At 64.5% G+C, this 12853-nt stretch carries 12 protein-coding genes; 1 reads left to right on the top strand and 11 read right to left on the bottom strand.

Going from position 1 to position 12853, the window contains the following annotated elements; genetic code table 11:
• Positions 1-87 precede the first annotated feature (87 nt).
• The 9 genes from ShzoTeo12_RS06750 to ShzoTeo12_RS06710 all read right to left on the bottom strand — a co-directional run bounded on the left by ShzoTeo12_RS06750 (position 88) and on the right by ShzoTeo12_RS06710 (position 9480).
• Complete coding sequence (locus ShzoTeo12_RS06750; RefSeq protein ID WP_318911792.1) at positions 88-495, bottom strand: response regulator; 408 nt, start codon at positions 493-495, stop codon at positions 88-90.
• Positions 471-2345, bottom strand: a complete 1875-nt coding sequence (locus ShzoTeo12_RS06745) for an ATP-binding protein (RefSeq protein WP_318911791.1) — start codon at positions 2343-2345, stop codon at positions 471-473. The genes ShzoTeo12_RS06750 and ShzoTeo12_RS06745 overlap by 25 nt, the downstream gene beginning before the upstream one ends.
• Before the next feature lie 117 nt (positions 2346-2462).
• Positions 2463-2852 (bottom strand): Fe-S cluster assembly scaffold SufA, encoded by a 390-nt coding sequence (sufA, locus tag ShzoTeo12_RS06740; protein ID WP_318911789.1) that lies wholly within the window; start codon positions 2850-2852, stop codon positions 2463-2465.
• 79 nt (positions 2853-2931) lie between these two features.
• A complete protein-coding gene (locus tag ShzoTeo12_RS06735) occupies positions 2932-3312 on the bottom strand; it encodes an SUF system Fe-S cluster assembly protein (protein WP_119258296.1) in 381 nt (126 codons plus the stop codon).
• 10 nt (positions 3313-3322) lie between these two features.
• Complete coding sequence (locus tag ShzoTeo12_RS06730; RefSeq protein ID WP_318911787.1) at positions 3323-4561, bottom strand: cysteine desulfurase; 1239 nt, start codon at positions 4559-4561, stop codon at positions 3323-3325.
• 15 nt (positions 4562-4576) lie between these two features.
• Positions 4577-5851 carry a Fe-S cluster assembly protein SufD gene (gene sufD, locus ShzoTeo12_RS06725; RefSeq protein ID WP_318911785.1) on the bottom strand — a complete coding sequence of 425 codons (1275 nt, stop codon included), beginning with the start codon at positions 5849-5851 and terminating at the stop codon, positions 4577-4579.
• Between the two features lie 23 nt (positions 5852-5874).
• The gene (gene sufC / locus ShzoTeo12_RS06720; protein WP_119258299.1) at positions 5875-6630 is read right to left on the bottom strand and encodes a Fe-S cluster assembly ATPase SufC; all 756 of its coding nucleotides are present in this window, start codon (positions 6628-6630) and stop codon (positions 5875-5877) included.
• A gap of 74 nt (positions 6631-6704) precedes the next feature.
• Entirely contained in the window at positions 6705-8174 is a 1470-nt protein-coding gene (gene sufB, locus ShzoTeo12_RS06715) for a Fe-S cluster assembly protein SufB (RefSeq protein WP_242223200.1), read from the bottom strand.
• Positions 8175-8310: 136 nt separating this feature from the next.
• Complete coding sequence (locus ShzoTeo12_RS06710) at positions 8311-9480, bottom strand: cysteine desulfurase family protein (protein ID WP_318911779.1); 1170 nt, start codon at positions 9478-9480, stop codon at positions 8311-8313.
• A 211-nt stretch (positions 9481-9691) separates the two neighbouring features.
• Here ShzoTeo12_RS06710 and ShzoTeo12_RS06705 point away from each other — a divergent pair, with 211 nt between their 5' ends.
• Positions 9692-10369: an alpha/beta hydrolase gene (locus ShzoTeo12_RS06705; protein ID WP_119258302.1), complete on the top strand. Its 678-nt coding sequence runs from the start codon at positions 9692-9694 to the stop codon at positions 10367-10369.
• Between the two features lie 60 nt (positions 10370-10429).
• Here the strand turns inward: ShzoTeo12_RS06705 and ShzoTeo12_RS06700 are convergent, their stop codons facing one another.
• Both ShzoTeo12_RS06700 and ShzoTeo12_RS06695 read right to left on the bottom strand, forming a co-directional pair.
• A complete protein-coding gene (locus ShzoTeo12_RS06700) occupies positions 10430-11608 on the bottom strand; it encodes a GGDEF domain-containing protein (RefSeq protein ID WP_318911776.1) in 1179 nt (392 codons plus the stop codon).
• Between the two features lie 90 nt (positions 11609-11698).
• The gene (locus ShzoTeo12_RS06695; RefSeq protein WP_318911774.1) at positions 11699-12832 is read right to left on the bottom strand and encodes an anhydro-N-acetylmuramic acid kinase; all 1134 of its coding nucleotides are present in this window, start codon (positions 12830-12832) and stop codon (positions 11699-11701) included.
• Positions 12833-12853: the final 21 nt, after the last annotated feature.

The raw sequence follows: 12853 nt of genomic DNA, 5'->3' as shown, positions 1-12853 counted from the left end.
GACGCCAGAAAAGGAAGCGGGGCCGACATCGAACGAACCCCGGCCGATGCCATCGGCCGGGGTTTTCCATTGCGGGCAGGGATTGGATCAGGGTGCGACGGCGACGTCGACCCAGAAGCGGGTGAAGCCCTCGGCGAACTCGCGATAGCCGCTCAGCGTCGAGGGTTTGACGGCATAGGCGTTCGCGCCGTTCTCATAGGCGCGGCTGACGTCCGCGGTGTTCGACGATGAGGAAAGCATAATGACGGGCGTCACCGCCGTGCGCGGCCGGCCGCGCAGGCGCTTGAGAAGCTCCATGCCGCTGACGCCGGGCATGTTGATGTCGAGCAGGATATAGTCGAAGGCTTCCGCATCGAGCCGGTCGCTGGCGGCCTCGGCATCGGCGGCATGGGTGATCTCGATCGGGCTTCCGGCATCGCTGAAGGCGCGCATGACGAAGCGCACGTCCACCGGATCGTCATCGACGACGATCAGCTTTCTGGCCGAACCTCCCACTGTTCGCTCCCCTTCGATTTCACGGGTTGCGGAAACGTCACGATGAAGCGTGCGCCGGGAGCATAGCTCGTGTCAAGCGCTATGACGCCGTTGTGACTCTCGACGATCCGCCGCGCCAGTGCGAGCCCGACGCCGGTGCCCTGATAGACAGTCTCGTCGCGATGAAGCCTCTGGAAAACTTCGAAAATGCGTCCGACATGCTGCGGGTCGATGCCGATCCCGTCATCCTCCACGACAAGGTCGATCCCATCGGGCCGCTGCCTTGCATAGATGCGGACGGACGGCGCCTTGTCGGGGCGGCGGTATTTCAGCGCGTTGCCGATGAGATTCTGCGCCAAGCGCTTCAGGAGCTCGGGATCGCCCATGATCTCCGGCAACGGCTCGACCTCCACCCGTCCGCCGGTCTCCTCCACATGGCCCTCCAGCAGCGCCAGCGCATCGCCCACCACGCCGGAGAGCGAGACCGGCTTCGGCGCGGCGATGCGGTAGGCGATCTGCGAGAATTCCAGCAGGCTGTCGATGATGCGCCGCATGCGCGCGGAGCTCTTGCGCACATGATCGGCATAGGCCGGCAGTTCGGCGAACTCGCCGCGATGCACGTCCTCCGAGATCATCTCGGCGAACATCGAGAGATGACGCAGCGGCGCCTTCAGGTCGTGCGAGACGGTGGCGGTGAACTGGTCGAGCGCCTCGTTCTTGCGGCGCAGCTCGTTCGTCTGCGCCTCCACCCGCTGCTGCTGGCGCTTGGCCTCGGTGATGTCGCGGCCGACGCTGACGACCTCGCTGACGCCATCCCCATCGAAGATCGCGACGGCCGTCCACAGCATCCACATCGGCTGGCCTTCGTGGTCGATGCAGATTTCCAGCGTCTTCACAGGCGCGTCCCGCGTATAGGCGGCGATATCCATCAGCACGGCCGTCTGTTCCGGCGCGCAGGCGACCTCGGGAAGATACCGGCCGATCAGCGCGTCGGTGGTCGAGCCCATATGGGCGGCATATTTGTCGTTGGCGAAGCGGACGGTCAGGTTCCTGTCGAAGCGCAGGATCATGTCGGGCAGGATCTGCAGCAGGGAGAGATATTCGCGCCGCTTTTCCTCCAGCGCCGCCTCGGTGCGCTTCAGCTCCGATATGTCGATGCGCATGGCGACGATATCGCCCGTCTCGGCGACATGGCTTTCGCCGCGGATCCAGCGCCCCTTGCCGAATTCGAAGACGGCGCCGCCACCGCCGGCATCCCGGTGTTTTTCAAGGCGCTCACGCACCAGGGCCTCGGCCCCCGATGTTCCCTCCTCGATGCCGGGGTACATTCCGGCGCGGATATTGGCGCGCACGATGCTTTCCATCGTCGCGCCGACACGCACGGCATCCCGCGCGCCCGCGCAGCGCTCCTTGTAGGAGCGGTTGAACATCACCAGCCGCTCCGCCGGGTCGAAGATCGCAAAGCCCTCGGTCATGGTGTCGAGCGCGGCAGCGATACGCTGGCCGAGCAGGACCTGCTCGCCATGGCTGCCGCCGCTGAGGAGGCTGCGCAGGAGGAGCGCGTAGCGCGCCGCGCCGTCCGCTTCGTCCGGCAAAGGAATGACATGGGCCGTCGCTTCGAACAGCGAGCCGTTCTCATGGCGGAAGGCGAAGGCATGGGCGTTCTCGCGCCCTTCCGCGGCATGACGGGCAAGCAGCGTGGTGGGGTTCGCCCCATCGATAACGGCGGCAGCATCGGGCCTGCGGCCGTCGCGATTCCAGCCGAAGGCGCGGGCCGCGGCTTCGTTGTGCGAGACGACGCAGGCCCCGGCATCCACGATCAGGACGGGAAACGGCAGGTTTTCGTAAAGTGCCGCGGCAAAGCCGGTCATCGCTCGCGCCCCTCCTGGCGATCACGGCGGCACGAGCCTCTCATGCCGCGCGTCGGAGACTAGGCAAAACCGTCCGTGAAGGGAAGCTGCAAGGATTCGCAGTCGTCGGCCTGCCAGTCAGGCGCGAACGGTCGGCTGGCCGGCGGCGGCGAGCGCTGCGAGATCGGCGGGCTTCAGCTCGACCGATTCGCCGCAGCCGCAGGCGGATGTCTGGTTGGGATTGTGGAAGGTGAAGCCCGAGCGCAGGGTCGTGACCTCGAAATCCATCTGCGTGCCGAGCAGATAGAGCACGGCTTCCGGCGCGATCCAGACGCGGGCGCCGTTCAGTTCGATCAGGTCGTCCTTGGCATTGGGTTCGGTCACGAGGTCGACGGAATATTCCATTCCGGCGCAACCGCCCTTCTTGATGCCGACGCGGATACCCCTGGCATCGCCGCCGGCATTGTCGACGATCGCCTTGACGCGGTTTGCCGCCGCGTCGGTCAGTGTCATGACTGCAAAGGCCATGGGCATAATCTCCTTCGACCTAACGGGTTCAAGGCCCGATGGTTTCCGAATCTGAATCTAGTGATCGGCGGTTAAGCGATCAATACCAGCCAACCGCAACCTGCGCCTCTTCCGACATGCGGTCCGGCGTCCACGGCGGATCGAAGGTCATCTTGACCTCGACGCCGGACACGCCTTCCACGGCGCCGACGGCATTCTCGACCCAGCCGGGCATCTCGCCGGCCACGGGGCAACCCGGCGCTGTCAGCGTCATGTCGATCTTGACCATGCGGTCGTCTTCGATGTCGATCTTGTAGATCAGACCGAGTTCGAAGATATCGGCCGGGATTTCCGGGTCATAGACCGTCTTCAGGGCGGAAATGACGTCGTCGCTGAGACGGGCCAGTTCATCGGCCGGGATCGCCGAATGAACGATGCCGTCGCGGACGTCGATCTTGTCTTCCGTTGCGTCGAGGGACATGGGCCTGCTCCTAGGCAAAGAACTTGCGGGCATGGTCGAGCGCATCGGCCAATGCATCGACTTCGGCACGCGTATTGTAGAGGCCGAACGATGCCCGGCATGTGGAGGTGACGCCGAAGCGTTTCAAGAGCGGCTGGGCGCAATGGGTGCCGGCGCGCACCGCAACCCCTGCCCGGTCGATCACCATAGACACGTCATGGGCATGGATGCCTTCCAGCTCGAAGGAGAAGATGGAACCCTTGCCCGGCGCCGTGCCGAAGATGCGCAGCGAATTGATCGCCGAAAGCCTCTCATGGGCGTAGTCGCGCAGGTCCGCCTCATGGGCGGAAATCGCCGCGCGGCCGATCTTCTCCATGTAGTCAAGCGCATAGCCGAGGCCGATCGCCTGCACGATGGGCGGCGTGCCGGCCTCGAAGCGGTGCGGCGGATCGTTGTAGGTGACGATATCCTCGCTCACGTCGACGATCATCTCGCCGCCGCCCTGGAACGGGCGCATCTCTTTCAGGCGATCCATCTTGCCGTAGAGCACGCCGATGCCCGAGGGGCCGTAGAGCTTGTGGCCGGTCATCACGTACCAGTCGCAATCGATATCGCGCACGTCGACCGGCATGTGCACGGCACCCTGCGAGCCGTCCACCAGCACAGGAATGCCGCGCTCGCGCGCGATGCGGCAGACTTCCTTGACCGGCACTATGGTCCCGAGCGCATTCGACATATGCGTGATGGCGATGAGCTTGGTGCGCTCCGTCAGGCACTTCTCGAACTCTTCGATCTGGAACGCGCCCGTTTCATCGACCGGCGCCCAGACGAGCTTCGCACCCTGCCGCTCGCGAATGAAATGCCACGGCACGATGTTGGAGTGATGCTCCATGATCGAAAGGACGATCTCGTCGCCCTCGCCGATCTTGGGCATGCCGTAGCCATAGGCGACCGTGTTGATCGCCTCGGTCGAGGATTTCGTGAAGATAATCTCATCGACCGAAGAGGCATTCAGGAAACGGCGCACTTTTTCGCGCGCCGCCTCATAGGCGTCCGTTGCGGCATTCGACAGGAAATGGAGGCCGCGGTGCACGTTTGCATATTCGTTGGAATAGGCATGTGCGACCGCGTCGATCACCACCTGCGGCTTCTGCGCCGAGGCGCCGTTGTCGAGATAGACCAGCGGCTTGCCATAGACCGTTTTCGACAGGATGGGGAAATCCTTGCGGATCGCCTCGACGTCGTAGGCCAGTGCGGGTGCGTGTTCCATCTCGATCGTCCTAAACTAGGCGTGCTTTTCCAGCCAGGCGGCGATGATGCCTTCCAGCGCTTCGACCAGCGGCTCGTCTTCCAGCTCCTCGACGATCTCGGCGACGAAGGCGTTGACCAGCATGGCGCGCGCCTTGTTTTCCGGGATGCCGCGCGCCATCAGGTAATAGAGCTGCGTGTGGTCGATATCGATCACGGTCGCGCCGTGGCCGCACTGCACGTCGTCGGCGAAGATTTCCAGCTCCGGCTTGGCGGAGAAGTCGGCTTCGTCGGAGAGCAACAGCGTGTTGCACGACATCTTGGCGTCGGTCTTCTGGGCATCCGGCGCAACGCGGATCTGGCCCTGGAAGACGCCGCGGGCGCGATCGAAGATCACGTTGCGGATGACTTCGCTCGACGTCGTGTTCGGCACGTCATGGCCGACCGTGAAGGTCACGTCAGTGTGCGTCTCGCCGCCAAGCAGGTTGATGCCGCGCAGCGTCAGGTCCGATCCCTCGCCCGAAACGACCACATGGATTTCCTGCCGGACGAGCTTGCCGCCGGCATTGACCACGTAAAGGCGAAGCTTCGCGTCGGTGCCGAGCGTGATGCGGATCTGACCGAGATGGGTATCCGCCGCGCCCTGCGTCTGCAGGATGATCCAGGTGATCTCCGCACCGTCGGCAAGCGTGATGTCGCTGACCGTCGTCACGAAGGCAGCGTTCTCGCCGCCGGCGACATGGCGCTCGATGACAGTCGCCTTCGTATTGGCGCCGAAGGTTGCCGGGAAGCGCGTATGCGTCTGGCCGGCGTTCTGGATCGTCTGGATTTCGAGCGGCGCTTCCAGCTCGGTACCATCAGCCAGATCGAGCACGAAACCGTCGCGCACGAAGGCGCCGTTGATGCGGCCGATGGCATCGTCGCCGTCACGGGCGGCAAGCCCTGCGGCGGCGGTGCCGTCCACCAGCGCATCCTTGAAAGTCCGCACCGTCACGCCCGCGGCCGTCGCGCGGGCGTCGGCAAGGCCGTTGGCGACAGAAACCACGGCCGAACCCTCGACCAGCGGGCCGACCTTGGCGACCGAAGTCGCCGGGTCGAAAGCCGGAACGGCGCGCAGCAGCGCCTTGAGGTCCGTATAGTGCCACGCCTCGACGCGGCGCGTCGGAAGGCCGGCGGCCTTGAAGTCGCTGATCAGCGTGTCACGCGCGGCCAGAACCGCGCCGTCGCCCGGCAGTTCGCCGATGGCGTTGTCATAGGCTTCGCAAAGCGCGGTCTCGGCGACCGAAAGCTTCATGCCTGTCTGCATGTTCATGGGATCACTCCTTCACCGTGCCGTCAGGCGGCAGCACCGATGATGTCGGCATAGCCGTTCGCTTCCAGCTCGTGCGCCAGCGTCTTGTCGCCGGACTTGATGACCTGGCCCTTGTAGAGAACGTGGACCGTATCCGGCACGATGTAGTCGAGCAGGCGCTGGTAGTGCGTGATGACGATGACGGCGCGATCCGGCGAGCGCAGCGCATTGACGCCGTCGGCGACGATCTTCAGGGCATCGATGTCGAGGCCGGAATCGGTCTCGTCGAGAACGCACAGCTTCGGCTCCAGCAGCGACATCTGCAGGATTTCGGCGCGCTTCTTCTCACCGCCGGAGAAACCGACGTTCAGCGGACGACGCAGCATTTCCGGCGCGATCTTCAGTTCGGCGGCGGCTTCCTTGACGCGGCGCATGAAGTCTGGCGTCGTCAGCTCGTCCTCACCGCGCGCCTTGCGCTGCTCGTTCATCGCGACCTTGAGGAACTGCATGGTGGCAACGCCCGGGATTTCGACCGGATACTGGAAGGCGAGGAAGATGCCCTTGGAGGCGCGCTCTGCCGGGTCGAGTTCCAGAATGCTCTCGCCGTTATAGAGGATGTCGCCCTCGGTGACTTCATAGTCCTCGCGGCCGGAGAGGATGTAGGAAAGCGTCGACTTGCCGGAGCCGTTCGGGCCCATGATGGCGGCGACTTCGCCAGCCTTCACGGTGAGGTTCAGGCCGCGGATGATCTCGGTGCCGTCTTCGGCGATGCGGGCGTGCAGGTTCTTGATTTCAAGCATGGACATATCCTTTTCGGACGAATTCGTTTGGCGGCGCGCGTCTTGCGCGCGCCCGGATGATCAATGGGCGAAGGTCAGCCGACCGAGCCTTCCAGCGAGATGCCGATCAGCTTCTGCGCCTCGACGGCAAATTCCATCGGCAGTTCCTGAATGACTTCCTTGACGAAGCCGTTCACGATCAGCGCGATCGCCGCTTCGGTCGGGATGCCGCGCTGCAGGCAGTAGAACAGCTGGTCCTCGGAGATCTTTGAGGTGGTCGCCTCGTGCTCGAACTGGGCCGTGGCGTTCTTCGCCTCGATATAGGGCACGGTATGCGCACCGCACTTGTCGCCGATCAGCAGCGAGTCGCACTGGGTGAAGTTACGCGCGTTCTCCGCCTTGCGGTGGGCCGAAACCTGGCCGCGATAGGTGTTGTTGGAGAAGCCTGCGGAAATGCCCTTGGAGACGATGCGGCTCGACGTGTTCTTGCCGAGATGAATCATCTTGGTACCCGAGTCGATCTGCTGATGGCCGTTGGAAACGGCGATCGAGTAGAACTCGCCGCGCGAACCATCGCCGCGCAGGATGCAGGACGGGTACTTCCAGGTGATGGCGGAGCCGGTCTCGACCTGCGTCCACGAAATCTTCGAGTTCTTGCCGCGGCAATCGCCGCGCTTCGTCACGAAGTTGTAGATGCCGCCCTTGCCTTCCTTGTCGCCCGGATACCAGTTCTGGACGGTGGAATACTTGATCTCGGCATCGTCGAGCGCGACGAGTTCGACCACGGCGGCGTGAAGCTGGTTCTCGTCACGCTGCGGCGCGGTGCAGCCTTCGAGGTAGGACACGTAAGCGCCCTCTTCCGCGATGATCAGCGTGCGCTCGAACTGGCCGGTGTTCTTCTCGTTGATACGGAAGTAGGTCGACAGTTCCATCGGGCAGCGAACGCCCTTCGGCACGAAGACGAACGAGCCATCGGTGAAGACGGCGGTGTTCAGCGTGGCGTAGAAATTGTCGGTCGCCGGGACGACGGAGCCGAGATACTTCTTCACGAGCTCGGGATGTTCGCGGATGGCTTCGGAGATCGACATGAAGATCACGCCGGCCTTCTTCAGCTCTTCCTTGAAGGTCGTGACGACGGAGACGGAGTCGAAGACGGCGTCGACGGCTATCTTGGACTTCTCGACGCCGGCGAGGATTTCCTGCTCGCGCAGCGGAATGCCGAGCTTCTCGTAGGTCTTCAGCAGCTCGGGATCGACCTCGTCAAGCGACTTCGGGCCGCTCTGGTTCTTCGGAGCGGCATAGTAGTAGAGGTCGTTGAAGTCGATCTTGGGATAATCGACGCGCGCCCAGGTGGGCTCTTCCATGGTCAGCCAGCGGCGATAGGCGTCGAGGCGCCATTCGAGCATCCAATCCGGCTCGTCCTTCTTGGCAGAGATGAAGCGGATGATATCCTCGGAAAGCCCCTTCGGAGCCTTGTCCATTTCGATCTTCGTCTCGAAGCCGTATTTGTACTGGTCGACGTCAATCTGACGGACCTGATCGATCGTTTCCTGCACCGCAGGCATATCGTTCTCCAATCTCGCCGGAGACAAGGTCCGGCAGCTTGTTAACGGGTGGCGGTCAGCCGCCGGTTATGTAAGCGCCAAAGGCGGCTTTTCCCACCCTTTGGCAAGCGAAAACTCGCGTTTCCGCAAGAATCCTTCAGGCCGCGTTCCCAGTCACGCGTCGCCGCGAGACGACGCGTGAGAAAGCGGCCAGAAACCGATCCACATCCGCCTGCGCCGATCCCGGCCCGAGCGAGACGCGAAGTCCGCCGAGCGCGGCGTCGAAGCCCATGGCCGTCAGCACATGGCTCTGGCCGACCTTGCCGGACGAGCAGGCGGAACCTGCCGAAAGCGCAATGCCTTCGAGGTCGAAGGCGATCTGCCCCGTCTCGGACTTGAGACCCGGCAGGCTGAAGAAGGACGTATTGGCGACGCGCTCACCGTCCGCGCCGTGGATGATCACGTCATTGGCCGCAAGCCGCATGCCCGCCTCCAGCGCATCGCGCAGACCGGTGATCCGGGCATTGCGCTCAACCATGTCGTCGGTCGCTGCACGCGCCGCGGCGGCAAAGCCCGCAAGCGCGGCCGGGTTCTCCGTGCCGGAACGATGCCCCTTCTCCTGCCCGCCGCCGCGGATCAGCGGCGCGGGCATCAGCACTTCGCCGCGCGTCACGAGCGCGCCGGCGCCCTTCGGGCCACCGAGCTTGTGGGAGGAGACGATGAGGAAATCGGCATCCAGCGCCTCGATATCGACCGGCATGCGGCCGACGGCCTGCACCGCGTCGACGACAAGCAGCCCGCCATGGCGGCGCACGATTTCTGCGGCAGCCTTCACCGGCTGGACGATGCCCGTCTCGTTGTTGGCGAGCATGATGGCAACCATCGGCAGACCCTTGGCCTTGTCATGGTTCTGGAGCAGCGTTTCGAGCGCTTCCAGATCCACCACACCGGCGCGCGTGACCGGAACGGTCGTTACGTTCTCCCGCTGAAAGCGCCCGCCCTCGCGGACCGCCGGATGCTCGATCTCGGACACATAGAGATGACCGACGGCAAGCGGCGTGCGACCCATGCGGTAATCGGGCGTCAGGACAAGGTTCGCCGCCTCGGTCGCGCCGCTCGTGAAAATCACATGGGCAGGCGCTGTATTGACGAGCGCGGCAACGTCACGGCGCGCGGCTTCCACCAGCATGCGCAGCGCCCGGCCCTCGCCATGCACGGAAGACGGATTGCCGACCGTGTCGAGCGCGGCGATCACGGCCTCGCGCGCCGCGGCCAGCAAGGGCGCGGTGGCGTTCCAGTCGAGATATGTGCGCTCAGTCTTCGTCATTCGTTATCCGTGCGTGTCCGGCAAGTTCAAGGCGGCGTGCATTTTTCTTGAAATTTCCGCCGGGCTTGCCTTATGACACCAAACTCATGGCGCCAGATGCGTCCAAACAGTTTCGAACAGTTCTAAACTAGGTTCTAGAAAAGCTGAGTGCTTTCGTCAAGACTTGACTTGACAAGAATCCGTTTCAGAACGCGAATGTGCCGGAGTAAGAATGCCCGAAATCATCTTCAACGGACCCGCCGGTCGCCTCGAAGGCCGTTACCAGCCGTCCAAGCAGAAGAACGCCCCTATCGCCATCGTGCTGCACCCGCATCCGCAGTTCGGCGGCACGATGAACAACCAGATCGTCTACCAGCTCTTCTACATGTTCCAGAAGCGCGGTTTCACGACGCTCCGCTTCAATTTCCGCGGCATCGGCCGCAGCCAGGGCGAATTCGACCACGGCGCGGGGGAACTCTCCGACGCCGCCTCGGCGCTGGACTGGGTGCAGAGCCTGCATCCCGATTCCAAGAGCTGCTGGGTCGCCGGCTATTCCTTCGGCGCCTGGATCGGCATGCAGCTGCTGATGCGCCGCCCCGAGATCGAAGGCTTCATGTCGATCGCGCCGCAGCCGAACACCTACGACTTCTCGTTCCTGGCGCCCTGCCCGTCGTCCGGCCTGATCATCAATGGCGAAGCCGACAAGGTCGCGCCGGAGAAGGACGTCAACGGGCTCGTCGAAAAGCTGAAGGCACAGAAGGGTATCCTGATCACGCACAAGACCGTGCCGGGCGCCAATCACTTCTTCAACGGCCAGACCGAGACGCTGATGGCGGAATGCGAGGACTATCTCGACCGTCGCCTTGCCGGCGAACTGACGCCGGAACCGGCCGCCAAGCGCATCCGCTGATCGGCCGAAAGCCAAAGTCATCGAGCCCGGAGGCCCCGCCTCCGGGCTTTTTCTTTACCGTCAGTTCGCCCGCTTGACGACTTCCAGCACGACGGCCGGCGGCTCGGCCTCGCGCACGCAGTCGCGGCCGGCATTCTTGGCGGCATAGAGCGCGTCATCGGCCCGGCGCATGGCGAACCGGAAGGGCTCCCGGTCGCCGATTTCGGCAACACCGAAGCTGGACGTCACCCTTATTCCGGCCGGAAGGCCCGGAATGGGCGAGACGGCCCGCGTCGCCCGCAGCGCATGGGCGAAGAGCAAGGCGGCCTCCTTGCCGGTGCGCGGCAGGAACATGAGGAATTCCTCCCCGCCGATACGCGCGGCAAGCGCGCCCTTGGGCGCCGCTGCGCTGAGCATTTCGCCGAAAGCGCGGATGGCCGCGTCACCGCCCTGGTGGCCATGGGTGTCGTTCACCGCTTTGAAGTGGTCGAGGTCGCAGAGCACGATGCTGTGCGGCCCCGGGCCCGCAATCAGCGCATCGACCCGGTTGTCGAAGCCGCGGCGATTGAGCAGGCCGGAGAGCGGGTCGATCTCCGCGTTGACCTTTTCGTCCGCGACGATCTCCAGCACGAGCACGCAGAGCAGCATGAGGCCGACGGCGACGATGAGCACCGCGCCCATGCTCTGCGACACGAGCGCGAACTGGCTGGCGAGGTAGTCCTTCGCCGTATTGCCCGATCCAGCAAGGACGGCGGCAAAAGCCTTGAGGAGAAAATGCGCGCTGGTGACGGCCAGCAGCACGACAAGCGCCCGGTCGACGAAGGTTTTCTCCCGCGCGCGCCAGGCCGCGAAGGCGCTGAGGCCGAGCGCCACCGCAAAGGGCGTCTGGTAGGGCAGCGCGTGCTGCAGCGTACCGCGCGGCAGATCGTAGATGAAACAGTCGACCGTGACGAAGGCGGCAAAGAGCGCGGCAAGCCCGAGTCGGCTGGTCTTCAGGCCATAAAGCTGGCCGATGCCGACGCGCAGCATGAACATGCCGCCCAGCATCGAGGCGAAGGCGAGGATCGCCCAGGGTTTCGCCGGGGGAACATAGGCGACGAGCAGTTCGAAGACGGTCGAGAGAGACGCGACGGCAAAGCAGCCGGCAAACCAGCGGGCGGCGACCCGATTGCGGCTGCGGGCGGAAACCGCCAGGAAAAACATGCAGAAACACTGCGCGATGAGGAAGTTCACCGTCAGCAGGAAACCTGCGCCACTCATTGGCCACCTTACACAAGAACCGATGTCGCGCCGTGCGGAAACGCCCCGGTGCGATCGGACGGATGCTAGAGAACGGCGACAAAAAAAGCGTTAATCGGAAGGGGCTGCTTTCCGCAACAGGCCGCCCGTCACCGGCGCCGTCACGCCCGTCGTTCCCGGGAAGGTGAGCGGCAGCCCGCGCAGCGAGCGTACGGCGAGATAGGCCCAGGCCTCCGCTTCCATGCTGTCGCCGTTGAGATCGACCGCCTCCGCGGCCACGACCGCGGCGCCCTCCGACCCGGCAAGCGCTGCAAGGTCGTCCATGATGACCGGATTGAGCCGCCCGCCGCCGCAGACGACATAGAGCTTCGGCCGCTCCGGCAGATGGCGGGCGGAGCGCAGGATGGCGGCGGCGGTGACATGCGCCAGCGTGCGCGCACCGTCCTCGAGGCTCGCCTCCGCGCCTTGCGGCGGGCGGAAATCGTTGCGGTCGAGCGAGCGGCGCACCTTGTCGGTGAAGAAGACGTGGCCGAGGTAGCGCTCGACAAGACCGGCATCCACCCTGCCCTCCGAGGCGATCAGGCCGCCCTGGTCGTAGGGAATGCCGGCATGGGCCTCCACCCACTGGTCGATCAGCGTATTGCCCGGCCCGCTGTCATAGGCGACGATCTCGCTGCCGCTGCCGACGAAGGTGATGTTGGAAATGCCGCCGATATTGACGAAGACCACAGCCTCGCCGCTGGCGCGGGAAAGGCCTGCGGCAAGCGCGGCATGATAGGCCGGGATCAGCGGCGCACCCTGCCCGCCATGCGCCATGTCGTTCGCCCGCATGTCGTAGACCACGTCGATGCCGGTCTCGCGGGCCAGCAGGTCGCCGTCGCCGAGCTGCACGGTGAGGCCCTGATTCGGCCGGTGCAGCACGGTCTGGCCGTGGAAGCCTATAACGTCGATGTCATCCGGCCGCAGATCGTTCTCGGTAAGGAAGGCGCGCACCGCCTCGGCATGGCGAAGGGTCAGTTCGCGCTCGATCTCATCCAGATCGCCCGGCCGCTCGCCGCGCTCGCCGATCATCTTGGCTGTCTCCAGCGCGCCTTGCAGCCGGCGGCGGAAGGCCACGTCGTAGGAACGCCCCATCGACGGTCCGCGCTCGACCACAGCCTCACCGTCCGTGCGCAGCAGCGCCACGTCGATGCCATCAAGGCTCGTGCCGCTCATCAGGCCAATCGCCGTCAACATCCCCGTCATGCCGCCACTCCAGAATCACTT

This window comes from Shinella zoogloeoides (genome assembly GCF_033705735.1).
In the GTDB taxonomy this organism is placed as follows: domain Bacteria; phylum Pseudomonadota; class Alphaproteobacteria; order Rhizobiales; family Rhizobiaceae; genus Shinella; species Shinella zoogloeoides_A.
This window is presented reverse-complemented; position numbering and strand designations above follow the sequence as displayed.

Coding starts and splice junctions, on each gene's coding strand:
- ShzoTeo12_RS06745 (WP_318911791.1), bottom strand. CDS start 2,345: ATGACCGGCTTTGCCGCGGCACTTTACGAAAACCTGCCGTTTCCCGTC.
- sufA (WP_318911789.1), bottom strand. CDS start 2,852: ATGGCCTTTGCAGTCATGACACTGACCGACGCGGCGGCAAACCGCGTC.
- ShzoTeo12_RS06735 (WP_119258296.1), bottom strand. CDS start 3,312: ATGTCCCTCGACGCAACGGAAGACAAGATCGACGTCCGCGACGGCATC.
- ShzoTeo12_RS06730 (WP_318911787.1), bottom strand. CDS start 4,561: ATGGAACACGCACCCGCACTGGCCTACGACGTCGAGGCGATCCGCAAG.
- sufD (WP_318911785.1), bottom strand. CDS start 5,851: ATGAACATGCAGACAGGCATGAAGCTTTCGGTCGCCGAGACCGCGCTT.
- sufC (WP_119258299.1), bottom strand. CDS start 6,630: ATGCTTGAAATCAAGAACCTGCACGCCCGCATCGCCGAAGACGGCACC.
- sufB (WP_242223200.1), bottom strand. CDS start 8,174: ATGCCTGCGGTGCAGGAAACGATCGATCAGGTCCGTCAGATTGACGTC.
- ShzoTeo12_RS06710 (WP_318911779.1), bottom strand. CDS start 9,480: ATGACGAAGACTGAGCGCACATATCTCGACTGGAACGCCACCGCGCCC.
- ShzoTeo12_RS06705 (WP_119258302.1), top strand. CDS start 9,692: ATGCCCGAAATCATCTTCAACGGACCCGCCGGTCGCCTCGAAGGCCGT.
- ShzoTeo12_RS06700 (WP_318911776.1), bottom strand. CDS start 11,608: ATGAGTGGCGCAGGTTTCCTGCTGACGGTGAACTTCCTCATCGCGCAG.
- ShzoTeo12_RS06695 (WP_318911774.1), bottom strand. CDS start 12,832: ATGACGGGGATGTTGACGGCGATTGGCCTGATGAGCGGCACGAGCCTT.